The 23124-nt window shown below is 70.5% G+C and carries 22 protein-coding genes and 1 tRNA gene; 14 read left to right on the top strand and 9 right to left on the bottom strand.

The window, feature by feature from the left end; genetic code table 11:
- The first annotated feature begins 36 nt into the window (after positions 1 to 36).
- A complete protein-coding gene (locus KUM32_RS43520; protein ID WP_254405729.1) occupies positions 37 to 510 on the top strand; it encodes a transposase in 474 nt (157 codons plus the stop codon).
- Here KUM32_RS43520 and ltrA read toward each other — a convergent pair.
- Positions 500 to 1930 carry a group II intron reverse transcriptase/maturase gene (ltrA, locus tag KUM32_RS17650; RefSeq protein WP_217142866.1) on the bottom strand — a complete coding sequence of 477 codons (1431 nt, stop codon included), beginning with the start codon at positions 1928 to 1930 and terminating at the stop codon, positions 500 to 502. The genes KUM32_RS43520 and ltrA overlap by 11 nt on opposite strands.
- A gap of 553 nt (positions 1931 to 2483) precedes the next feature.
- On the opposite strand from ltrA, the gene KUM32_RS17655 reads away from it, so the two are divergent.
- From KUM32_RS17655 to KUM32_RS17665, 3 genes are all read left to right on the top strand, one after another.
- Entirely contained in the window at positions 2484 to 3860 is a 1377-nt protein-coding gene (locus KUM32_RS17655; RefSeq protein ID WP_217142867.1) for an IS1380 family transposase, read from the top strand.
- Positions 3861 to 4310: 450 nt separating this feature from the next.
- Complete coding sequence (locus KUM32_RS17660; protein WP_217142868.1) at positions 4311 to 4646, top strand: hypothetical protein; 336 nt, start codon at positions 4311 to 4313, stop codon at positions 4644 to 4646.
- Between the two features lie 200 nt (positions 4647 to 4846).
- Positions 4847 to 5689 carry a PE-PGRS family protein gene (locus KUM32_RS17665; protein ID WP_217142898.1) on the top strand — a complete coding sequence of 281 codons (843 nt, stop codon included), beginning with the start codon at positions 4847 to 4849 and terminating at the stop codon, positions 5687 to 5689.
- Here KUM32_RS17665 and KUM32_RS17670 read toward each other — a convergent pair.
- The 3 genes from KUM32_RS17670 to KUM32_RS17680 form a co-directional block, all read right to left on the bottom strand.
- Positions 5619 to 7268 carry a PE-PGRS family protein gene (locus tag KUM32_RS17670; RefSeq protein ID WP_217142869.1) on the bottom strand — a complete coding sequence of 550 codons (1650 nt, stop codon included), beginning with the start codon at positions 7266 to 7268 and terminating at the stop codon, positions 5619 to 5621. The genes KUM32_RS17665 and KUM32_RS17670 overlap by 71 nt on opposite strands.
- 237 nt (positions 7269 to 7505) lie before the next feature.
- A tRNA-Pro gene (locus KUM32_RS17675) sits at positions 7506 to 7579 on the bottom strand.
- A 67-nt stretch (positions 7580 to 7646) separates the two neighbouring features.
- Entirely contained in the window at positions 7647 to 8396 is a 750-nt protein-coding gene (locus tag KUM32_RS17680; protein ID WP_217142870.1) for a Pr6Pr family membrane protein, read from the bottom strand.
- 87 nt (positions 8397 to 8483) lie between these two features.
- Between KUM32_RS17680 and KUM32_RS45315 the strand changes: the two genes are divergently transcribed.
- A complete protein-coding gene (locus KUM32_RS45315; RefSeq protein WP_217142871.1) occupies positions 8484 to 8786 on the top strand; it encodes a pentapeptide repeat-containing protein in 303 nt (100 codons plus the stop codon).
- Here the strand turns inward: KUM32_RS45315 and KUM32_RS17690 are convergent.
- The gene (locus KUM32_RS17690) at positions 8681 to 9610 is read right to left on the bottom strand and encodes a metallophosphoesterase (protein ID WP_217142872.1); all 930 of its coding nucleotides are present in this window, start codon (positions 9608 to 9610) and stop codon (positions 8681 to 8683) included. The two genes, KUM32_RS45315 and KUM32_RS17690, sit on opposite strands and share 106 nt — an antisense overlap.
- A 120-nt stretch (positions 9611 to 9730) precedes the next feature.
- On the opposite strand from KUM32_RS17690, the gene KUM32_RS17695 reads away from it, so the two are divergent.
- Positions 9731 to 10195: a GatB/YqeY domain-containing protein gene (locus KUM32_RS17695; protein WP_217142873.1), complete on the top strand. Its 465-nt coding sequence runs from the start codon at positions 9731 to 9733 to the stop codon at positions 10193 to 10195.
- Between the two features lie 131 nt (positions 10196 to 10326).
- On the opposite strand, the gene KUM32_RS17700 is transcribed toward KUM32_RS17695, so the two are convergent.
- Complete coding sequence (locus KUM32_RS17700; protein ID WP_217142874.1) at positions 10327 to 12648, bottom strand: transglycosylase domain-containing protein; 2322 nt, start codon at positions 12646 to 12648, stop codon at positions 10327 to 10329.
- 471 nt (positions 12649 to 13119) lie between these two features.
- Between KUM32_RS17700 and wblA the strand changes: the two genes are divergently transcribed.
- Positions 13120 to 13458 carry a transcriptional regulator WblA gene (gene wblA / locus KUM32_RS17705; RefSeq protein WP_217142875.1) on the top strand — a complete coding sequence of 113 codons (339 nt, stop codon included), beginning with the start codon at positions 13120 to 13122 and terminating at the stop codon, positions 13456 to 13458.
- A 172-nt stretch (positions 13459 to 13630) separates the two neighbouring features.
- On the opposite strand, the gene KUM32_RS17710 is transcribed toward wblA, so the two are convergent.
- A complete protein-coding gene (locus KUM32_RS17710) occupies positions 13631 to 15010 on the bottom strand; it encodes an ArsA family ATPase (protein ID WP_217142876.1) in 1380 nt (459 codons plus the stop codon).
- Entirely contained in the window at positions 15007 to 15984 is a 978-nt protein-coding gene (locus KUM32_RS17715; RefSeq protein WP_217142877.1) for an ArsA-related P-loop ATPase, read from the bottom strand. Before KUM32_RS17715 ends, KUM32_RS17710 begins: the two co-directional genes overlap by 4 nt.
- Before the next feature lie 105 nt (positions 15985 to 16089).
- Between KUM32_RS17715 and KUM32_RS17720 the strand changes: the two genes are divergently transcribed.
- The 5 genes from KUM32_RS17720 to KUM32_RS17740 all read left to right on the top strand — a co-directional run bounded on the left by KUM32_RS17720 (position 16090) and on the right by KUM32_RS17740 (position 20092).
- Positions 16090 to 16251 (top strand): DUF4177 domain-containing protein, encoded by a 162-nt coding sequence (locus KUM32_RS17720; RefSeq protein ID WP_217142878.1) that lies wholly within the window; start codon positions 16090 to 16092, stop codon positions 16249 to 16251.
- The gene (locus tag KUM32_RS17725; protein WP_217142879.1) at positions 16248 to 16715 is read left to right on the top strand and encodes a RidA family protein; all 468 of its coding nucleotides are present in this window, start codon (positions 16248 to 16250) and stop codon (positions 16713 to 16715) included. Before KUM32_RS17720 ends, KUM32_RS17725 begins: the two co-directional genes overlap by 4 nt.
- 440 nt (positions 16716 to 17155) lie before the next feature.
- Positions 17156 to 18178: an alpha/beta fold hydrolase gene (locus KUM32_RS17730; RefSeq protein WP_217142880.1), complete on the top strand. Its 1023-nt coding sequence runs from the start codon at positions 17156 to 17158 to the stop codon at positions 18176 to 18178.
- A gap of 163 nt (positions 18179 to 18341) precedes the next feature.
- Positions 18342 to 19253: an NUDIX hydrolase gene (locus KUM32_RS17735; RefSeq protein WP_217142881.1), complete on the top strand. Its 912-nt coding sequence runs from the start codon at positions 18342 to 18344 to the stop codon at positions 19251 to 19253.
- Complete coding sequence (locus KUM32_RS17740; RefSeq protein WP_217142882.1) at positions 19250 to 20092, top strand: MBL fold metallo-hydrolase; 843 nt, start codon at positions 19250 to 19252, stop codon at positions 20090 to 20092. Before KUM32_RS17735 ends, KUM32_RS17740 begins: the two co-directional genes overlap by 4 nt.
- A gap of 6 nt (positions 20093 to 20098) precedes the next feature.
- On the opposite strand, the gene KUM32_RS17745 is transcribed toward KUM32_RS17740, so the two are convergent.
- Entirely contained in the window at positions 20099 to 20773 is a 675-nt protein-coding gene (locus tag KUM32_RS17745; RefSeq protein WP_019329813.1) for a Crp/Fnr family transcriptional regulator, read from the bottom strand.
- Positions 20774 to 21141: 368 nt separating this feature from the next.
- On the opposite strand from KUM32_RS17745, the gene nth reads away from it, so the two are divergent.
- Entirely contained in the window at positions 21142 to 22269 is a 1128-nt protein-coding gene (gene nth / locus KUM32_RS17750) for an endonuclease III (RefSeq protein ID WP_217142883.1), read from the top strand.
- Positions 22270 to 22321: 52 nt separating this feature from the next.
- Entirely contained in the window at positions 22322 to 23083 is a 762-nt protein-coding gene (locus KUM32_RS17755; RefSeq protein WP_217142884.1) for a CoA pyrophosphatase, read from the top strand.
- The last annotated feature ends 41 nt before the right edge of the window (positions 23084 to 23124 follow it).

The raw sequence follows: 23124 nt of genomic DNA on the forward strand, positions 1-23124 counted from the left end.
AAGATCCATCTGGCGTGCGATCAGGGCCAGAAGCCGTTGTCGCTGCTGGTCACGGCCGGGCAGCGGGGTGACAGCCCGCAGCTCGAGCCGGTCCTGAACGCGATCAGGGTGCCCAGGAACGGTCAGGGCCGGCCCCGCAGCCGCCCACTGCGGGTGCGGGGCGACAAGGCGTACTCCTCCCGCGCGAACCGTGCCTATCAGCGTCGGCGCGGGATCAGGTGCACGATCCCGGAACCGGCCGACCAGGTCCGCAACCGCAAGCGTCGAGGTCGGACCGGTGGTCGCCCGCCCGCTTTCGACCGGCAGGACTACAAGGCCCGGCACGCGGTCGAGTGCGGGATCAGCCGTCTCAAGCAGCATCGGGCGGTGGGTGAGGTCGACTCGGGGCGCCCTGCTGGTGCTTCCACCAGTGGGTTTCCCCGAGCCGCCTCCCGAACCCGGCGTGCCCGTCTCCGGGCACCGGGCTCTCCACAAATCCCGTTCCGGGCTGTTCAGTTCCTCATGCCGTAGTGGGCCACGGAGTAGGAATGAGTTTTCCCCGGTATCGGTATCTGGTCGTGCTTACCTTGGCCGGGTTGAACAGTTCCGCTTCCTCTGTGACGGGCCACCAGCCGCCGCCGTAATAGCGTCGACGGAGCTGTTTCCAAGTGATCCCGGGGTGCTTGCGTCGGATCCATCGGGTCACTCTCATCCACGCGTAGTGACTGAGGTAACAGAAAGCGACGTTCGACACTCCGGGACGGAAATACGTGCACCATCCTCGCAGCACCGAGTTCAGTCGGTGAAGCAAGGATTCCAGCGGCAATCCGACGTTCTGCCGTCCGGTCAGTTCCTTCGCCTTGCCCGTGACGGAACGCACTGATTTCCGTGCCGGGTAGGTGTAGATGTACTGCCGATCAGTGCCAAGTTTCCGGTGACGCTGGATGCGCCATCCGAGGAAATCAAGGCCCTCGTCAATGTGCGTGATATTTGTCTTCTCCACCGACAGGCGAAGGCCCATTGGCTTCAATACCTCTGCAACCTCGTCGCGTAGTTCCTCGGCATGGTCTCGGCTCCCGAAGACGAGGACGAGGAAGTCGTCCGCATACCGGACCAGCCGGTAGTTGGGCAATCCTCGGCGCCGTCTTCTGCGCCGATCCTCGGAGGTGCCATCTGCTCCTCCGAGGCCCTGGGCGATGTGCTCGTCCAGGACCGAGAGCGCGATGTTGGCCAGCAGTGGCGACAGAATCCCGCCCTGCGGGGTCCCGGTGCGTGTGTCCGTGAAAGCCCCGTCACGGGACAGGATCCCGGACTTCAAGAACGCCTTCACCAAGGACAACACCCGCTTGTCCCCGATTCGATTCCGCACCCGCTCCATGAGGGCCGGGTGCGCGATCTCGTCGAAGCACGCCGTGATGTCGCCCTCCACCACCCACTCGTATCCGTGGCTAGCGAGGTAGCGAGTCTCGGCGATCGCATCGTGAGCTCGGCGGTTCGGGCGGAACCCATAGGAACACGGGAGGAAATCCGCTTCGAATACCGGCTCCAGCACCAGTTTCAAGGACGCCTGGACCACTCGGTCCGCCACAGTCGGAATCCCGAGACGACGAAGCTTGCCATTCGCCTTGGGAATCAGCCGCTCGCGGACAGGGACCGGATGGAAGCTGCGGTCTCTGACCTGGGTTCGCAGCTTGTCGAGAAAAGCTTCGACTCCTTGCCCGGTTTCGATGGAGCGGGCGGTCTTCCCGTCCACTCCCGCCGTGCGGGCGCCCTTGTTTCCCCGGACACGGTCCCACGCCACCAACAGGAAGGCGGGATCGGCCACGAGGTTGAACAGGTCGTCGAACCTGCGATGAGAATCATCAGCAGCCCAACGGTGCAGCTTGGTCTGGATCTCCAGTACCCGGCGTTCGGCCTTCATCAAGGCCCATTCCAGCTCGTCGGTATTCACCGGCGACAGCCTCCTGGCATTCCAGTCTCCTTACTGCTGACTTGCTGGCCCCCTTCCCCATGTGACCGGCTCTCCCGGCCTCGGAGTACTACGGAGCCTCCGTCCTGCCCAACGGCCATCAGCCGGCGATGGGCCTGCCCCCAAACGGACTGGATGTCCGATATAGGGGCGACCGCGGACAATTCCCACGTTCACCACGAATCGATCGACAGGTGAGGTGCCCAGCTCTACCCCGGCAGCATCGCCACGCCTACGCCGCAGACTTTCAGCGTGGCCTCCCCACCGATGAGTAGAGTCGGCTTCGGAGTCGACCACCGACGAGCGCTGGTGATCGTGCACTGCGTCCGGCCCAGATCCGCCAGGTTCGAGCCGGTGTCGTAATTACGGGGCGTCAGGCACTGATTTCTCGCGTGCACCTTCCTGTCTCGCTAGCCTCGCGCTTTCACGTGGCGGGGCGCCCGGTGGGTGATCAGAAACGCGAAGAGTGCTCCTGACCTGCAACGATGGGACTTGTCTAGGGTCCAGGTCGTCGTATGAAAGAAGCACTCTCCAGGTGAAGAAGGCTATCGGGTCCTACCCGCGTGTCCGCGCTGAGGGTGGTGGCCGCGGGGTGGTGTCCCACGCCGGCGGTGTGCTGCTGGTGGAGACGGTCCGCAAGTCCGGTCTTGATCAGGCGATGTCGGCGGCGCTGGCACCGTGGCGCAGGCCGCGGGCGGTGCATGATCCGGGCAAGGTGCTGCTGGATGTGGCGCTCGCGGTCGCGCTGGGTGGGGACTGCCTGGCAGACGTTGGCATGCTGCGGGCCGAACCAGCGGTGTTCGGGCCGGTGGCCTCCGATCCAACGGTGTCCCGGTTGATCGACACGTTGGCAGCGGGTGGGAAGCGTGCGCTGACCGCACTGCGGCAGGCCCGCGCCCACGTCCGTGAATACGTGTGGACGTTGGCTGGTGACGCGGCACCGGACGCGGCCGGACAGGTGGTCGTGGACCGGGACGGAGTGCTGGTGATCGCGCATTCCGAGAAGCAGGACGCGGCCGCGACCTGGAAGAAGACCTTCGGGCACCATCCGCTGATGGGGTTCGTCGACCACGGCCGGGGCGGGTCCGGGGAACCGGTGGCCGCTCTGCTGCGGCCCGGGAACGCGGGCAGCAATACCGCCGCCGACCACATCGAGGCCGCCCGGCTGGCGCTGGCGCAGTTGCCGAAGAGGTACCGGCGGGGTCGGCGGACGCTGATCCGCACCGACTCGGGCGGGGGCACCCACGAGTTCGTCGACTGGCTTGCCGCCCGCGGCCGGTGGCTGTCCTACTCGGTCGGCATGACCATCACCGATGCCATCCACCAGGCCGTCCTGAAGGTCCCGGCCTCGGCCTGGACGCCGGCCGTCGAGCCGGACGGCGAGGTCCGTGACGGCGCCTGGGTGGCCGAACTCGACGGCGACTGCCTCAAAGGCTGGCCCAAGGGGATGCGGCTGATCGTGCGGAAGGAACGCCCGCACCCCGGCGCCCAGTTGCGCTTCACCGACACCGACGGCATGCGCCTGACCTGCTTCGCCACGAACACCAAGAACGTCCCGATCGCCGCGCTCGAACTGCGCCACCGCCAGCGGGCCAGGGCCGAGGACCGCATCCGCGCCGCCCGCGCCACCGGCCTGCGCAACCTGCCCCTGCACGACGCCGCACAGAACCAGATCTGGCTGGAGATCGTCCAGACCGCCCTCGACCTGCTCGCCTGGATGCCGATGCTGGCGCTGACCGGAGCCGCACGTCTGTGGGAACCCCGCCGCCTGCGACTGCGGCTGTTCTCCGCCGCTGCCCAGCTGGTCACCACCGGCCGCCGCCGCATCCTCCGCCTCGCCAGGCACTGGCCCTGGACTGAAGTGGTCACCGACGCCATGCATCGGCTCGCGGCCCTGCCGAACCCCGGCTGACCAGCAACTTCCCGTCCCTGCGAGCAGCACCACCCGACCGGAGCCGTGGAACCCGGCGCCCGCCCGACGCGACAGCCGGGCCACCGGCCTGCCCACCCGCAGAAATCTCCGGCCCCGAACGAGCCGAAAGAGTCCCTCAGCAAGCTCACGGACACTCACGAAAGTTCGAGGCTAGCCGGACCCGGACCGTCTGGCAGTACCAACCCGTCCCGGCGTTGTCGGAGCTGCTTACCGCTCGGCTCGGCATCCCCCCGGACCGAACTGCCCCCAGCTTCAACCGGATTGCTACGACAACCCGGCGGTGAAGGTCTCTCACCTCACTCGATCCCATGGCGCCTCGTGGCGCACCCACCCGTTATGACAAGCTCGCGGTTCGGTTCGAGGCGGCCGTCCACGTCGCGGCTATCCACCAGTGGCTGTGATCCACCCGCCGGCCGCGCGGGCCGTGCCATGCTCGCCACCGATTCGACCAGCACATGGAGAGGGTTCGTGGCCGCCGACTACTACTGCGCGGACAGCGAGAACGGCGACCACGTCGACGACCCGTCCGAGGACGCCTTGTTCATGCTGATCAGCGACTTGAACGGCACGGACAACACCTTCGTCGTCATCCAACCCGACGAGGACGATCCCGCTTGGTTCGCCTCCGTCGCGGTGCTGGACGAGGGCAGCTACGAGATCGTCCGGAGTGACACCAGTCGGCGTGAGCACCACTTCGCCACCCAGACCAGCATCAATCAGATCGCAGGCGACCTCATCAAGTGGCTGGCCGCCCGCGCTACCTAAAACACGGCCTAGCCGTACGAGTCTTTTTCTCTCGCGTCCTACAGGCTCGGGGTGTAAGCCGCGCAACCAGAGTGACCAGCCACGGGCACAGTCGTCTTCCAACGCCTTGCGGGACAGGTTCAGTCTGGCGCAGTCATTTCTTCGAGTTGATTGCGGCGAATGCCGCGTCATGGCGCCAACTGACCTGACTCAATGGACACATAGAGATGGGTGAGCACTGGGCATACCGTGCCAGGCCGAAGGAGCTGGGCGGCGCGGTTCGCCGGGTGGAGATCGTTCGAGTGGGCGGTTCCGGCAGGTCCGGTTGGATCCATGTGCGGTTCCTCGACGGCGACGACGCGGGCCTGCAGGACTGGGTCAATCCGAACTCTCTCGTAACACTGTGGGCGGACGTCGACGTGTTCTGCGCGGACGACGCGGGAGAGTTGGCACTGGCCGAGGCGTCACGCCAGGTGCGGGGAAGCACAGAGTTCGAGGCCGCGCGCATGATCCTCGGGTTCGTCCGGCCGAAGAACAGGCTGCGTCTGCGCAGGGGCGTTGCGGACGCAGGAGTCCTGGAGCTGGGCCGCCTTGACGACGCGGCACCGGTCATCGGCATGGACACCGCTGAACTACGTGCCGACCCGATGGTCTACGAGAAGAGCGACGGCTCGTGCTTGGCCGGATGGCCGGTTACCGAACGCGTCGCCCGTCAGGTGGCCGGCCGCCTCGCTGAAGAGATCCTCCCTGAGGCGGATCGCAAGCAGCAGGACATCGAGCAGGCGCGTACCCAGTCCTCCTGGTACTCCTACGGCCGCCGGGACGATCGCAAGTTGGAGGCGGATGGAGCCGTCCTACGGACCGTCCGGGCGTGGTGCGGCGAAGACAAGGCAGGCCGCTACGACGAGTTTGTTGCCCTGCGCGCCGAGGTCATCCGGCTCGGGGAGCTGGTCGAGAAGGCGGTCAAGGCCCTACGCGACCGAGGCCACGGCGTCATCGCCTCCACCATTGAGCGCGACCTTGGCGTCCATATCTCCAGCCTTGATCCTGATGTGCGTCGATGACACCTCGCCACGGGTCTGGCTCCGGCTTGGGCGGCGCGGGCTGCGTCGGCGGCTTCTCCTTCTCGGGCCGGTGCGGGTGCCAGCCGTCGAGAAACGGTCGCAGCTGATCTCCTGTCGGCTCCGCATGGAAATTGAGCGAGGCCAGGCCCCTGCCGTTCATGGTGGGGTCGAGCCGGTCGGCCTCCGCCTTTCCCCAAGCCGACCACTCTCGCAGTCTCTCGGCTTCGAGGGCATCCTGCGACGCGACGGCGGCTTCATCCAGAGCGGCGCAGAAAGCCCTGATCTCCCCTGCGGCACGCCACCGCTCAAGGGCCGTGCCGAAGTGCTCGGCCCGTGCCGCGTGAACGGCCTTGATCGAAGCGACACTGACGGCGGCCTCCCACTCCCGCCGTTCGCGTTCCTCCCGCTCCGCTTCCAGCCGCCGACGCTCTGCCTCCTGCCGCTCTCGTTCCTCTCGCAGACGCTGCTGCTCCGCCTCATGTTCCAGCCGAGCCCGTTCCTGCTCCTCCGCGCGCGCCTTCAACACCCGGAAGACTGAGCCGATCTGCTCCTCCAAGGGCTTCTTGGCGGTGTCGGCCCACTCCTTCTTCCAGCCGTAGCTGTGGCCGTAGCCGTAGCCCGAGTGCTGGCCAACCACCAGCTCCAGCTCGCCGGACGGCTCGAACTTGTGCGCCGGGGTGACCCGCTGCCAGTCGTACGTACGTCGGCCGGGCTGCTTGGGCACGTACCGGACCTGCTTCTGCCGCTCGCGGAAGCTGATCTCGTACGTTCTGCCGTGGACGGTGAGCAGCGGCCTGGGCTGCTTGCGCTTCTTGGATACCGCGATCTCGCCGTACCGTGCGAGAGCCTGTTCGGCGAGGAGCCGGAGCAGCGTGAGGACTCTCGGCAGGACCTCCTCGGAGATCTCGAAGGCGCTGTGGTCCGCGGTGACTGCGGCGAGCACGTCCTCGACGTCGGTGATCACACGGCTGTGTGCCAGGCGGATCCGGTTCCACTCGGTGTCGTCCTCACCGGTCACCCGGAGGAGGCCGAGGAAGAAGTCCCCCTTCGCTCGCCCGCTGTACTTCAGGTGGTATCCCTCCGGGGCGCGCTGCCGTGCCGCGTCGAAGGCTCTGCGATACCGAGCCCGTTCCTCGTCGCTGGGGTCCGGGATCCGCAGGAATCGTCCGGCTTCCTGCACTTGTGCGATCAGTGCCGCTCCGACTTCCGCTGGTGACGGGCGTGGGGGTTTCACGGCACGCTGCGGGGCCGGCTTGGTCTCGGGTGGGGGAGCGGCGTCCCGCCGAGGGCGAGGGGCAGCCGGCGCCTTGGCTCCATATGCCGTCGAACGAGGTCTGCGTGGAGCTGGCTCGGGGCGGTCGGGATGATGCCCGTGTTCCAGGTAGAAGCGTCCCGCGTCAGTGATCTCCGCCTGCCACTTCCCCTTCTTCTTGGGCATTGTGATCAGGCCCCGGTCCTTGAGCGCGCGGGCCGTGGTCGCGAGCTCGGGGTTGTCCGACGTGACGGGGTCGGTTCCGTCCCCACCGATGCGGGTGAGGAGCGCGAGCTGCCGGTCATTTAATGGAGACCATGGGTGCATGGCGATCGTCGTACCGTCCGTGGGCTCCCCGGCACAAGCCGTGGGGAAGGGCTCTCCCGGGGTGCACCCGGCGCACAGCGCGCTCGAAGGCGGAACGCCCCTCGCTGGGAGCCGCCGGGAGCCGCATCCCGAAGATCACACCCAGTTGGCTCCCAAATGGCTCCCAAAACGGGGCCGCACAGCAAATCAGGCCCGGTGCTGATCTCTCAGCACCGGGCCTGACCTGGTGTTTCTCTGTCGGGGTGGCGGGATTTGAACCCACGACCTCTTCGTCCCGAACGAAGCGCGCTACCAAGCTGCGCCACACCCCGATTGTCGCTGCTCGTCGCGGCGACGTCGTTTACTTTAGCCCACCGGTGGCCGGAGACGAAATCCGGTTTACCAGCGGCGGCGGAGCGGGTCCGGGCGGATGTGGTCCAGGGCCACGAGGAGGACGCCGAGGGCGTAGACGGCGAGGCCGACGAGGAGGGCGTTGCCGAGGGCGCCCCTGTAGCCGTGCTCGTCGACGTCGAGGAAGGGGTAGAGGTAGCGGTCCTGGGCGCCGGGGATGAGGAGCTCGCCGCGGGCCAGGGAGAAGGTCAGGTAGGCCAGGGGGTACAGGAGCCACGCCGCGGCCTGGCGCAGGTGCAGGCGGCCGGGGGTGGTCAGGAGGAGCCAGTCCAGGGCCGCGGCGAGAGGGACCGCCGTGTGCAGGATGTGGGTCGCCGCCGTGTGCCAGCCCGTGCCGTCGCCGTCCGGGACGGCGAACGGACTCGCCGGGTTGGCCAGGAGCAGGTGGTGGACGAGGCCGGCGACGGCGACGTAGAGCAGCGCCGCGCCCGTCAGGGCGCCCGGCAGGGGGCGGTCGGCGGACCAGGCGCGGCGGGCCGAGGCGAGCAGGACCAGCGCCAGCAGGATGCCGCTCTGGATCGTGAAGTGGCTGAGGGTTTTCGCGACCGGACCGCCCAGGAGCAGCTCGATGGCTACGCCCGTCAGTGCCAGCAGTGCCGTGAGGAGGCGGAAGACGGCGGCCAGGGGGCGGCGTACGGGGGGTACGACGGCCGTCGCCGGGGCGGAGGAGGGCAGCAGTCGCGGTGGGTTCGGGACCGCGGGGAGGTCCGGGATGTCCCTGGGTATCGGTGCTGTCATGGACCCACGCTAGACAGACCGGGCATATCGGGCTATGTGGATGGGCCGTGTGGGGGACACGGCCCACCGGGGCGTGGCCTACGGGACGTGGCCTACGGGACGTGGCCTACGGGGGCCCGGCTCCCCCGGGCCCGGCCCACCCGGGCCCGGCTCACCCGGGCCCGGCTCACCCGGGCCCGGCTCACCCGGGCCCGGCTCACCCGGGCCCGGCTCACCCGGGCCCGGCTCACCCGGGCCCGGCCCACCCGGGCCCGGCCCACCACCCGTACCGTGGGCCGGCCCCGCTACCGCTCCCGGCCCACCAGCGTCAGCAGCGTCGCCTCCGGCGGGCAGGCGAAACGTACCGGCGTGTACCTGCTCGTACCGCAGCCCGCCGACACGTGGAGGTAGGCCGTACGGCCCTCGGCCGTGTGCGTGGACAGGCCCTTCACGCGGTCCGTGTCCAGGTCGCAGTTGGTGACCAGGGCGCCGTAGAAGGGGATGCAGACCTGGCCGCCGTGCGTGTGGCCGGCCAGGACCAAGGGGTAGCCGTCCGCCGTGTAGGAGTCGAGGACGCGCAGGTAGGGCGCGTGGACCACGCCCATCGAGAAGTCCGCCGTGCCCGACGGGCCGCCCGCCACCTCCGCGTACCGGTCCCGCTTGATGTGCGGGTCGTCCAGTCCCGTCAGTTCGACCGACACGCCCTCGACCTTGAGCGTGCCGCGCGTGTTCGTGAGGTTCTGCCAGCCCGCGGCGTCGAAGCCGTCACGCAGGTCCTCCCACGGGTTGTGGACGGCCCCCACGACGGGCGGGTTGCCGTTCAGGCCGTGACGGCCCTGGACCTTCTCGAGCAGGTACCGGGCGGGGTTGCGGGGCTTGGGGCCGTAGTAGTCGTTGGAGCCGAAGACGTAGGCGCCCGGGAACTCCATCAGGGGCCCCAGCGCGTCCAGGACCTCCGGGACGCCGTCCGGGTCGGACAGGTTGTCCCCGGTGTTGATCACGAAGTCGGGGCGCAGCCCGGCCAGCGAGCGCAGCCAGCGCTGCTTCTTGCGCTGGCCGCCGACCATGTGGATGTCGGAGACCTGGAGGACGCGCAGGGGGCGCATGCCGGAGGGCAGGACGGGGATCGTCACCCGTCGGAGGCGGAACGAGCGGGCCTCGAAACCCGCCGCGTAGACCAGACCGGCGGCGCCAACCGCCGTGATTCCCAGGGGCACTCTGTATCGCGCGCGCATGCGTCCATCGTGTCAGAAGCCCCGGCGGACGCCGACCGCGAGCCGCCGGACCGGGTGCCCGCCCGTGGCAGAGCGAAATCAGCGGGCGCCCTTCCTCCCGCACCTGCGACAATCAGGCCCATGACCACGCTCAAGTCGAAGCTGCAGGACGACCTCAACGCCGCGATCAAGGAGCGCGACGAGCTCCGCTCCTCGACGCTCCGGCTGACGCTCGCCGCGATCACCAAGGAGGAGGTCGCGGGGAAGGAGAAGCGGGAGCTCTCCGACGACGAGGTGCAGAAGGTGATCACCCGCGAGGCGAAGAAGCGCCGTGAGGCCGCCGACGCCTTCGCCCAGGGAGGACGTCCCGAGCAGTCCGAGCGGGAGAAGGCGGAGGGCGAGGTGCTCGCCGCCTACCTGCCCAAGCAGCTGTCCGACGACGAGCTGAACGCGATCGTCGCCCAGGCCGTCGAGGAGGCGCGGGCGGCCGGTGCCGAGGGGCCGCGGGCCATGGGTGCCGTCATGAAGATCGTGAACCCGAAGGTGGCCGGACAGGCCGAGGGCGGCCGGGTCGCCGCCGCAGTCAAGAAGCTGCTGGCGGGCTGACGCGCGCCGCTCGTCCGGGCAGCACGCGCCGCCCGGACGAGCGAAGGCAGAGGGAGACAAGAGGCCGACGGGCCCCTCCGTGTCGGAGGGGCCCGTCGGCCTTCGTCACCGGCTCGGTGGCGGACCGGAGGTCAGTCGCGCCGCCCGCCGTTTCCGTTTCCGCCGTTGCCCTGGCCCTGGAAGATGGTGCCCGGGAAGCCGCCGTCGGCGCCCCCGTTGTCGGTGCCGCCGTCGATCAGGCCGCCGATGAGGCCGCCGTCGCCGTTGTCCCCACCGTTTCCGCCGTTTCCGCCGTTTCCGCCGTTGTCGCCGTTTCGGCCGTCGTCCCGGTTGTCGCCGTCCCGGTTGTCGTCGCCCCGGCCCTTGTCCTTGTCCTTCGCCTTGCTGTCCGGGATGTGGACGAGGTTGAAGTCGGTGGCCGGTGTGCCCTCCAGCGCGCCCGACATCATGTCGCCCCAGATCGGACCGGGGACCGCGCCACCGAAGACCTTGTCGTGCGGGACGCCGCCGATGGTGATGTCGACCATCTGCCGCTCGTGCTTGGGGTCACCGACCCACACGGCGCCGGCGAGGTCCGGGGTGTAGCCCACGAACCAGGCCGCGTACCGCTCGTCCGTCGTACCGGTCTTGCCGGCGCTCGGGCGGCTGTCGAGGCCGGCCTCCTGACCCGTACCGTCCTCGACGACGCCCTTGAGCAGGGTGTTGACGGTGTCGGCGGTCTTCTCGGACATGGCCCGCGAGCAGCTGGTCTTCGGGACCGCGAGCGACTTGCTCTTGCTGCCGACCCGCTGGCTGATCGACTCGATCGCGACCGGCGTGCAGTACGTGCCGCGCGAGGCGAAGGTCGCGTACGCGCTCGCCATGGTCAGCGGGGACACCTCGGTGACGCCGAGGGCGATGGACGGCGTCTGCTCCAGCTTGTTGCCGTTGGCGCGCTCCACGCCCATCTTGTCCGCCATCCGCGTGACCGGGCAGATGCCGATGTCACTGATCATCTGCACGTAGTAGGTGTTGACCGACTTCGCGGTCGCTTCCTTCATGTCGTACGGGCCGACCTCGGTCTCGTTCTCGTTGGCGAGCCTGGCGCCCTTCTCGTTCCACGTCTTGCCGTCGCAGGCCGCGACCGGGGTCGGGTAGTCCATCTCGTACGGCGAGGAGTACGTCTTCGTCGCCGGCATGCCGCCCTCGAGGGCCGCCGCGGCCACGATCGGCTTGAAGGTCGAGCCGGGCTGGTAGCCCGCGCCGCCGCCCATGTCGTTGTTGACGGACAGGTTGATCGTCGTCTCGCCCTGCTTGGTGTCGATGCCGTACGGGCGGGACTGGCCCATCGCGACGATCTTGCCGGTGCCGGGCTCGACGATCGTGGCCGCGGTCGCCACCTCGTCGCTCGTGTAGACGTGGTCCTTGATGGACTTCTGTACCGACTTCTGGGCCTGCGGGTCGAGGGTCGTGCGGATCGTCAGACCGCCCTGGTTCCAGACCTTGGCGCGGTCCTCCTTGGTCTTGCCGAAGACCGGGTCGGTCAGGAACACCGCGCGCACGTAGTCGCAGAAGAAGCCCGCGCCCTTCACGGCCGTGATGCAGCCGTTCTTGGGCCGGCTGACCTTCAGACCGAGCGGTGCCGCCTGGGCCTTGTCGGCCTCGGCCCGGGAGATGTCACCGACCTGGGCCATGCGCTGGAGCACGACATTGCGCCGCTTGGTGGCCTCCGCCGCGTCGTTGACCGGGTCGTACCGGCTGGGCGACTGGACGATGCCGGCCAGGAGGGCGGACTCCTGGAGGTTCAGGTCCTTGGCGGACTTGGTGAAGTAGCGCTGGGCGGCCGCCTCGACGCCGTAGGCCTGCTGGCCGAAGAAGGTGATGTTCAGGTAGTTCTCGAGGATCCTCTTCTTGCCCAGCTCCTCCTCGACCTGGATCGCGAGTTTCAGCTCGCGGATCTTGCGGCCGATGGTCTGCTGGGTGGCCTGGGCGACCTTCGTCGGGTCGTCGCCCGCCTCCTCCACGAAGACGTTCTTGACGTACTGCTGCGTGAGGGTGGACGCGCCCTCGGAGACCTCACCGCTGCGCGCGTTCTTGTTGAGCGCGCGCAGGACGCCCTTGAGGTCGACCGCGCCGTGCTCGTAGAAGCGCGAGTCCTCGATCGCGACGATCGCCTTCTGCATGTACGGCGACATGTCCTTGAGGGGGACCACCGTGCGGTTGCGCGAGTAGACCGTCGCGATGGTGCCGCCCTCGGAGTCGAGGATGGTGGTGCGCTGGCTCAGCGGGGGAGTCTTCAGGTTGGCCGGGAGAGCGTCGAAACCCTCCACCGAACCCTTGGCCGCCAGCCCCAGCGCGCCCACGGCGGGCAACGCGATGCCGGCCAGCACTGCTCCCGCGAGCACACTGACACCGAGGAACTTGGCGGCCTGCTGCGTTGGCGACAGACCACCGCCCGAGCGCTTCTTTGGCATGAAGGCAGCCTACGTTCTCATTCGCCGGACACGCGTACAGGCATTGGCCTAAGCTGCTCTCAACTGTCACAGCGGTGCGGCCACGTATCAATACGTCCGGTGACCCCGAATCGTTCCGGATCTGCTCGATTTTTTTTCCGCGAGACCCCGGACCCGCTTTGGTGGGGGCGCGTCGGCGCGTGCGAGCGCGCACCGCGGCGCGTGGGATACGTGCCCGAATCCGCCTTGTGTGTCGTTCGGTGTCCGTTGTGGCGCAAGGGAGATGGCCCCAATGCCGGATTCGTCGCGTATGTCGCCAGGTCACTCCCCCGGGTGATCTGCCGCTTACCCATAGTCCGTTCGGGCCATTCAAGATTGGGCCCGACGGGGGTGTTGCGCTGTGCCCACCTTCCGTAACGTCCTCAACTGGCGGCGGTGAATATGCCGCTGCCGCCGTGGGGGAGCCTCGATTCGGGAGAGGACGGCGCCGGTATGGGCTGGGTAATCGACTGGAGTGCGCAGGCCGCCTGCCGCACTACCGATCCGGACGAACTGTTCGTTCAGGGAGCAGCGCAGAACAGGGCCAAGGCGGTGTGCACCGGATGTCCGGTGCGGACCGAGTGCCTGGCCGACGCGCTCGACAACCGTGTGGAGTTCGGCGTGTGGGGAGGCATGACGGAGCGGGAACGCCGCGCACTGCTGCGCCGGCGGCCGACCGTGACCTCCTGGCGCCGCCTGCTGGAGACGGCGCGCACGGAGTACGAGCGAGGGGCCGGCATCGTGCCCCTCGACGACGACGAGGTCTACGAGAACTACGCGGCCGTGGGCTGACACGGCCGGCGACGCCTCCGGCGCCCCGGTTCGGGCAGGCGGTCGGGAACTCCTCCCGCGCCCGGTGTGGACGGGCGGTCGGGAACTCCTCCCGCGCCCGGTGCGGACGGGCGGCCGACTGCGCCTCGGTCGCAGACGCCTCCGGTGCCCCGGTTCGGACGCCTCGGTCGGTTCAGGCGCCCGTCTCGGGCAGTTCGGGCCGACCCGTCGCGAGCCGTACCCCGATGTCCCGCAGCCCCGCGAGGTCATGCACGTCGCCGGGCAGCGCGGCCACTTCGGTGACCGCCACCTCGGGGTGACGCGCGGTGAAGCGATCACGCGTGCGCTGCTCGCGGGCGAGCAGGTGCATCCGGTCCGCGTGCAGTCTCAACAGGCCGGCCGCGAGCTGGTCGACGGATCGCTCCGGTGTGCGAGGAGCCTCGGGAGAGGGGCCGGCGCCCGGCCCCGACTCGGCCTCGGTCCGGGGAGAGGATTCGGCGGCGGCAGGGGATGCGAGCTCGGGGGATTCTGAACTGCCGTACGTCTCACGGGGGTTACGAACTCCAGCTTTCCCGCCGTCCTGATCCACAATGCGGAGGTCCTCAAGATTTTCCGCGGCGGCCAGCGCCCGCTCGGCCGACAGACCATCGGCACCGCTGCCGTGGACCCGGTTGAGCACCAGACCGGCGAGCGGCATGTTCTCGGCGGCCAGCCGCTCCACGAAGTACGCCGCCTCGCGCAGCGCGTCCCGCTCCGGGGCCGCGACCACCAGGAACGCCGTCCCGGGTGCCTGGAGCAGCCTGTACGTCGCGTCCGCGCGCGTGCGGAACCCGCCGAACATCGAGTCCATCGCGGCCACGAAGGTCTGCACGTCCTTCAGGAACGGCCCGCCCAGCACCTTCCCCAGGACGCCGGTCATCATCGACATGCCGACGTTCAGGAACTTCATGCCGGCCCGGCCGCCGACCTTCGCCGGAGCCAGCAGGACGCGGATCAGCTTGCCGTCGAGGAAGGAGCCGAGCCGCTTGGGGGCGTCCAGGAAGTCCAGCGCCGACCGGGACGGCGGAGTGTCGACGACGATGAGGTCCCACTCGTCCCTCGCCCGCAACTGCCCCAGCTTCTCCATCGCCATGTACTCCTGCGTGCCCGCGAAGCCCGCCGAGAGCGACTGGTAGAAGGGATTGCCCAGGATCGCCGCCGCCCGCTCGGGATCCGCGTGCGCCTCGACGATCTCGTCGAAGGTGCGCTTCATGTCGAGCATCATGGCGTGCAGCTCACCGCCCGCCGAGTCGTCGACCCCCTTCACCCGGCGCGGGGTGTTGTCGAGCGAGTCGATCCCCATGGACTGGGCGAGCCGCCGGGCCGGGTCGATGGTGAGGACCACCACCTTGCGGCCCCGCTCCGCCGCGCGCAGGCCCAGGGCCGCCGCCGTGGTCGTCTTGCCGACCCCGCCGGAGCCGCAGCACACCACGATGCGGGTCCTCGGGTCCTCCAGCAGCGGGTCGACGTCGAGCACGCGCGGGGTCGCCAGGTGCCGCGCGCCCTCCTGCGGCCGGGCCGGGTCCGGACTCATGCGATCCCCTGCTTCCGCAGCTCGGTGGCCAGTTCGTACAGGCCCGCCAGGTCCATGCCCTCGGCGAGCAACGGGAGCTCGTGCAGCGGCAGGCCGAGCTCGCGGAGCACGCCCCGCTGCTCCCGCTCCAGCTCGTACCGCTCGGCGTACTCCCCGGCCTGTGCCAGCAGGGGGTCCACCAGTCGCTCGGCGTGCCCGCCCCGCCGCGCCCCGCCGAGTCCGGCGCCGGACAGGGACCGCGCGAGCGCCGAACGCGGTGTGCCGCGTACGAGTTCCAGATCGGCCGCGTCCAACACCTCGGGCCGGACCATGTTGACGACGACCCGCCCCACCGGCAGGCCAGCCGCCCGCAGCTCGGCGATGCCGTCCGCGGTCTCCTGGACCGGCATCTCCTCCAGCAGGGTCACCATGTGCACGGCGGTCTCCCGCGACTTCAGCACCCGCATCACGGCCTGCGCCTGATTGTGTATGGGGCCGACCTTCGCGAGCCCGGCCACCTCGTCGTTGACGTTGAGGAAGCGCGTGATGCGGCCGGTCGGCGGCGCGTCCATGACGACGTAGTCGTACGCGAACCGCCCGCTCCGGTCCTTGCGCCGCACCGCCTCGCACGCCTTGCCGGTCAGCAGGACGTCCCTGACGCCCGGGGCGATGGTGGTCGCGAAGTCGATCGCGCCGAGCTTCTTCAGGGCCCGTCCGGCGCTGCCCAGCTTGTAGAACATCTGGAGGTAGTCCAGAAGGGCCAGTTCGGCGTCGATGGCGAGGGCGTACACCTCCCCGCCACCGGGAGCGACGGCGATCTTCCGCTCCTCATAAGGCAGCGCCTCCGTTTCGAAGAGCTGCGCGATGCCCTGGCGGCCCTCGACCTCGACGAGAAGCGCGCGCTTCCCCTCGGTGGCCAGGGCCAGCGCGAGGGCCGCGGCCACCGTGGTCTTGCCGGTTCCGCCCTTGCCACTGACGACCTGGAGCCTGCTCACGTATTCGAGCGTAACCAGTCCGCGCGCCGAGTACTCCGGTGGCTGTGGACAACGTGGACGTGGTCGGCCGTCCGACGGGTCCGGGGTGCGGCTAGAGTCGGCCGCATGACCAAGTGGGAATACGCAACCGTGCCGCTGCTCGTCCACGCCACGAAGCAGATCCTGGACACCTGGGGCGAGGACGGCTGGGAGCTCGTCCAGGTCGTGCCCGGGCCGAACAACCCCGAGCAGCTCGTGGCCTACCTGAAGCGGGAGAAGCTGGCGTGAGCGCCGTCGAGGCGAAACTGGCCGACCTCGGACTGACGCTGCCCGAGGTCGTCCCGCCGCTGGCCGCGTACCAGCCGGCCGTGCGGTCCGGTCCCTACGTCTACACCTCCGGACAGCTGCCGATGGTGGAGGGCAAGCTTCCGGTCACCGGCAAGGTGGGCGGCGAGGTCACGCCGGACGAGGCCAGGGAACTGGCACGCATCTGCGCGCTGAACGCCCTGGCGGCCGTGAAGTCCGTCGCCGGTGACCTCGACCGCATCGCGCGCGTGGTGAAGGTCGTCGGCTTCGTCGCCTCCGCGGCCGACTTCACCGGCCAGCCGGCCGTGATCAACGGCGCCAGCGAGCTCCTCGGCGAGGTCCTGGGCGACAAGGGCGTGCACGCCCGCAGCGCGGTCGGCGTGGCGGTGCTGCCGCTGGACGCGCCGGTGGAGGTCGAGGTCCAGGTGGAGCTCGACCAGGCGTAGAGCCTCGTCGGGCCCCGACCGGGGGTGGAGCGACGCCGTACGGGTCGCGCTGGGTCGCGCCGGATCGCGCTGGGGCGCGCAGGGTCGCGCCGGATGGCGCCGGGGTGTGGTGCCGGTGCGGTGGCGCGATTTGTCGTGTGGTGCCGGATGCCGGGCGCGTTCCGGTGGGTGGTGCCGGGTGCGGTGGACGCGTTCCCGGGGAGGGCGCCGGGTCGGTGACGGTCTCGGTGCCGACGGTGGCCGGTGCGCTCGGGCCGGACCGCGTGGCCGGGCGGCATGCGAGTGGGGGCCGTTGCCAGGTCGGCAACAAACCTCGCCCCCCGTCGCTCCGCCTCCGCAGGATGGCCTCCGGTGCCCCGCCCGCGGCGGGAGCCGGCGGTCGGCGCCGGTCCCGCGCGCCGGCTCCCGCACCGGACCGACCGCACGTGCCAGGAGGAGCCATGCCACAGACGCCCGCGACCGACCACCGCCCCGCCCAGGAGCCCGTCCACCGTGTGGTGCCCTCCCCGGCCGGCCGGATCCACCTGGTGGAGCAGGGCAGCGGGCCGCTGGTCCTGCTCGTCCACGGTTTCCCCGAGTCCTGGTACTCCTGGCGCCGTCAGATGCCCGCACTGGCCGCCGCCGGTTTCCGTGCCGTCGCCATCGACGTGCGCGGCTACGGGCGCTCCTCCCGGCCCGACGCGGTGGAGGCGTACCGGATGACCGAGCTGGTGGCGGACAACGTCGCCGTGGTGGAGGCGCTCGGCGAGCGGTCCGCCGTGATCGTCGGCCACGACTGGGGCGCGACCATCGCCGCGCACTCCGCGCTGCTGCGGCCCGACGTGTTCCGCGCGGTCGGCCTGCTCAGCGTGCCGTACACCCCGCCGGGCGGCCCGAAGCCCAGCGACGTCTTCGCGGGCATGAGCGACCCCGCCGGACCCTTCGCCGGGCAGGAGTTCTACGTCTCCTACTTCCAGGAGCCCGGCCGGGCCGAGGCGGAGATCGAGCCCGACGTGCGCGGCTGGCTCGCCGGCCTCTACGCCGCCCTGTCCGGCGACACCATGCCCGGCCCGGAGGCCCCCGACCCGCACTTCGTCGCCCCCGGCGGCAGGATGCGCGACCGCTTCCCGGCGGGCGGCCGGCTGCCCTCCTGGCTGACCGAGGAGGAGCTGGACGTCTACGCCGGTGAGTTCGAGCGCACCGGCCTGACCGGCGCCCTCAACCGCTACCGCAACATGGACCGGGACTGGGCCGACCTGGCGGGCCACCGGGGCGCCCCGGTCACCCAGCCGTCCCTCTTCCTCGGCGGCGCCCTGGACGCCTCCACCACCTGGCTGACCGACGCGATCGACGCCTTTCCGGACACCCTGCCCGGCCTGACCGCCTCGCACCTCCTCGACGGCTGCGGCCACTGGCTCCAGCAGGAGCGCCCCGAGGAGACGAACCGGCTGCTCACCGAGTGGCTGGCCGCCCTCCCCGGCTGACCCCCGGCCGCACGCCCTGTTCCGGGCCCGGCTGACCCCCCGGCCTGCAGGCCCGCGGGCCCGCGGGCCCCGTTCCGGGCCCGGGTACCACTCGAACGTCCGCCCGTCACCGTTCGCCCGGGAACCACTCGAACATCCACCCGTCACCGGATAGCCTCCGGCCATGGCGAATGGGCAGGCGAATGGTCAGTGGTACCCCCCGGAGTGGCCCGACCGCATCCGCGCGCTGGCGGCCGGCGCCCTCACGCCGGTCGCCCCCAGGCGCGCGGCCACCGTCATGCTCCTGAAGGACACGGGCGCCGGGACGGCCGTCCACATGCTGCGCCGCCGCGCCTCCATGGCGTTCGCCGGCGGCGCCTACGCCTATCCGGGTGGCGCGGTCGACCCGCGCGACGACGACCGTGACATCGGCTGGGCGGGCCCCACGCGCGCGTGGTGGGCGGACCGGCTCGGCGTCGGCGAGGCGGACGCCCAGGCGATCGTCTGCGCGGCCGTGCGGGAGACGTACGAGGAGGCGGGCGTCCTGCTCGCCGGCCCGACCGGCGACTCCGTGGCCGGCGACACGACGGGCCCGGACTGGGAGGCCGACCGGGCCGCCCTGGTCGCCCGTGAGCTGTCCTTCGCGGAGTTCCTGAACCGCCGGGGACTCGTCCTGCGCTCCGACCTGCTGGGCGCCTTCGCGCGCTGGGTCACCCCCGAGTTCGAGGCCCGGCGCTACGACACGTGGTTCTTCGTGGCCGCCCTCCCCGAGGGCCAGCGCACCCGCAACGCCTCCACGGAGGCCGACCGCACGGTGTGGATCAGGCCGTCCGAGGCGGCGGCCGGCTACGACAGGGGCGAGCTGCTGATGATGCCGCCGACCATCGCGACCCTCCGCGCGCTGGCGGAGTGCGGTACGCCCGCCCAGGCGCTCGCGGCGGCCGCGGACCGCGACATGACGCCCGTGCTGGCCGAGGCGCGGCTGGCGGACGGCGAGATCGTGATCTCGTGGCCGGGCCACGACGAGTTCACCCAGCACGTCCCGAGCACGGCGCCGGCGACGCCTTCCGACCCGACCGGGGGAGCCCCCGCATGACGGACGCAGCAGCACTGCCCGGACAGCCGCGCGGCGGCGCCCTCTCCGGCCCCGCCACCGCGCGCGCGGTGAACGTTCTCGCGCCCAACGCGTCCGCGATGACCCTGGACGGGACCAACACCTGGATCCTCGCCGAGCCCGACTCCGACCTGGCCGTCGTCGTGGACCCGGGTCCGCTGGACGACACCCACCTGCGGCACGTCGTCGACACGGCCGAGCGGGCGGGCAAGCGCGTCGCGCTGACGCTCCTGACGCACGGTCACCCGGACCACGCGGAGGGCGCCGCCCGGTTCGCCGAGCTGACGCGCACACACGTACGGGCACTGGACCCGGCCCTGCGGCTGGGCGACGAGGGGCTGGCCGCCGGCGACGTCGTCCGGGTCGGAGGACTGGAGCTGAGGGTCGTACCCACACCCGGGCACACGGCCGACTCCCTGTGCTTCCATCTCCCCGCCGACCGGGCGGTCCTGACGGGCGACACGATCCTGGGCCGCGGTACGACGGTCGTGGCCCACCCCGACGGCCGCCTCGGCGACTACCTGGACTCCCTGCGCCGGCTCAGGTCGCTCACGACCGACGACGGGGTGCACACGGTGCTCCCGGGCCACGGGCCCGTCCTGGAGGACGCCCAGGGCGCCGTGGAGTACTACCTGGCCCACCGCGCCCATCGCCTCGCCCAGGTCGAGACGGCCGTCGAGGACGGCTACCGGACGCCGGGCGAGGTCGTCGCCCACGTGTACGCGGACGTCGACCGCTCCCTGTGGCCGGCGGCGGAACTCTCGGTGCGGGCGCAGCTCGAGTACCTGGACGAGCACGGGCTCATCCAGTTGCCCGACTGAGGCCGGTCAGCGGGAGCGCTTGGCCAGCCGCTCGACGTCCAGCAGGATCACCGCGCGGGCCTCCAGGCGGAGCCAGCCGCGCTGGGCGAAGTCCGCCAGCGCCTTGTTGACCGTCTCGCGGGACGCGCCGACGAGCTGGGCCAGCTCCTCCTGCGTCAGGTCGTGCACGACGTGGATGCCCTCCTCGGACTGCACGCCGAAGCGGCGGGACAGGTCCAGCAGGGCACGGGCGACGCGGCCGGGGACGTCCGAGAAGACCAGGTCGGACATGGCGTCGTTGGTCTTGCGCAGGCGGCGCGCGACGGCGCGCAGCAGCGCGGTGGCCACCTCGGGGCGGACGTTCAGCCAGGGCTGGAGGTCGCCGTGGCCGAGGGCGAGCAGCTTGACCTCGGTCAGCGCGGTGGCGGTCGCCGTGCGCGGGCCCGGGTCGAAGAGCGACAGCTCGCCGATCAGCTCGCTGGGTCCGACGACGGCCAGCATGTTCTCGCGGCCGTCGGGGGAGGTGCGGTGGAGCTTGACCTTGCCTTCCGTGACCACGTAGAGGCGGTCTCCGGGGTCGCCCTCGTGGAACAGCGAGTCCCCGCGGGCGAGGGTCACCTCACTCATGGAGGCGCGGAGCTCCGCGGATTGCTCGTCGTCGAGCGCCGCGAAGAGCGGGTTGCGCCGCAGAACGTCGTCCACGAGTTCTCTCCTTGTCGACCGGCTCAGAGGATCTTGTTCCCCCGGTGTACCAGGGGTCCGTGGTGCCCATTTTGCCGGACAGTCCAAACAGTGTGATCTGTCACAAGGATGCCGCACCGGTGTCCTGGGGTACGCGGCAGGGGTCCAATTGGACGCCGATCTTCAGGGTGCGGGGCGGATGTCGGTGCCGGGTCGTAGGCTGGCCGGGTGTCCAAATCGCCGGTGAGAGCACAGGCCGAGGGGGCTGCGCGGTGAGTGTACGTCGCGATTCCGCCGTGGGCGAACAGGGTCCCGATGGCGGTAGGAAAACGGCGAAAGCGACAAAGGGTGCGGCGCCTGCCAAGAGGGTGACTGCGGAGAAGGGTGCCGTGAGCGAGAGCGCTGAGAAGACCCCGGCGTCCGGCGGGAAGACGGCGTCCGGGAAGCGCCCGGCGCCCGCGAAGAAGGCGGCGCCCGCGAAGAAGGCGGCGCCCGCGAGGAAGACCGCACCGGCGAAGAAGGCCGCGTCCGTGAAGCCCTCGACTCCCGTCGAGGACGTGGCGCCCGCGAAGAAGGCGCGGTCCACCGAGAAGACCGCGTCCGCGAACAAGACCGCGGCGAAGAAGGCCCCGCCCCTCAAGAAGCAGGCGCCCGCCAAGAAGCCCGCCGTCGTCCCCGGGAAGGCCACCGTCGCCGTCAAGGGCGTCGCCCCGGCGAAGACCGTCGCCCCGAAGCCGCCGCGCGACGAGTCGCGCACCGCGCTGGTGCGCCGCGCCCGCCGCATCGACCGCGAACTCGCGGAGGTGTACCCGTACGCCCACCCGGAGCTGGACTTCGAGAACCCGTTCCAGCTGGTGGTGGCCACGGTGCTGTCCGCCCAGACCACCGACCTGCGCGTCAACCAGACGACGCCCGCCCTCTTCGCCACGTACCCCACCCCCGAGGACCTGGCCGCCGCCGACCCCGAGGAGGTCGAGGAGATCCTGCGCCCGACCGGCTTCTTCCGGGCCAAGACCAGGTCGGTCATAGGGCTGTCCAAGGCCCTCGTGGAGGACTTCGGCGGCGAGGTCCCCGGGCGCCTCGAAGACCTCGTCAAGCTGCCCGGCGTCGGCCGCAAGACCGCCTTCGTCGTGCTCGGCAACGCGTTCGGCCGCCCCGGCATCACCGTGGACACGCACTTCCAGCGCCTGGTACGCCGCTGGCGGTGGACCGAGGAGACCGACCCGGACAAGATCGAGGCCGCCGTCGGGGCGCTCTTCCCCAAGAGTGACTGGACGGACCTCTCCCACCACGTCATCTGGCACGGCCGCCGGATCTGCCACGCCCGCAAGCCCGCCTGCGGCGCCTGCCCCATCGCCCCGCTCTGCCCCGCGTACGGCGAGGGCGAGACCGACCCGGAGAAGGCGAAGAAGCTGCTGAAGTACGAGAAGGGCGGTTTCCCCGGCCAGCGTCTGAAGCCCCCGCAGGAGTACCTGGACGCGGGCGGCACCCCGGCACCTCCGCTGGGGGCCGGGTGACGGAACGATCTCGGGGACGTCGGGCGTTGGAACGGGCAGAACGGGGGTGGCGATGACACGGGCGAGCGACACGCGGGGCGGAATCCTCAGCAAGGAGGGCCTGCCCGGCTGGCTGGATCCGGTGGTACGAGCCGTCGAGACGGTCCGGCCCGGAGAGCTGAGCCGCTTCCTCCCGCCGGAGAACGGCACGGGGCGCCAGTCCGCCGTACTGATCCTCTTCGGCGGAGGCGAGGGCAGCCGGGTCGAGGAAGGCCGGGTCGCGGACAGCCGGGGCGAGGCCGGCCGGCGGCAGGGCGAGGCCGGCCGTGGTCCAGAGCTGCTGCTCATGGAGCGGGCCGGCTCCCTGCGCTCGCACGCCGGCCAGCCGTCCTTCCCGGGCGGTGCCCTGGACCCCGAGGACGGTGATCCGCAGGGTGACGGGCCGCTGCGGGCCGCCCTGCGCGAGGCCGAGGAGGAAACCGGTCTCGACCCGGCAGGCGTCCAGCTCTTCGGAGTCCTGCCCAAGCTCTACATCCCGGTCAGTGGCTTCGTCGTCACACCGGTGCTGGGCTGGTGGCGCGAGCCCTCCCCGGTCGGCGTCGTCGATCCCAACGAGACCGCGCGGGTCTTCACGGTCCCCGTGGCGGATCTCACGGACCCCGCCAACAGAGTCACCGCCGTCCACCCCAGGGGCCACCGAGGCCCGGCATTCCTGGTCGAATCGGCGCTCGTCTGGGGTTTCACCGCCGGAGTCATCGACCGGTTGCTGCACTTCGCGGGCTGGGAGCGGCCCTGGGACAGGGAGAAGCAGGTCCCGCTGGACTGGCGCGCATGACAGGGTGGTGCGTACCGAAGACGACAAGGCGAGGCCTGAAT

The sequence above is a fragment of the Streptomyces sp. AC627_RSS907 genome (assembly GCF_019049165.1).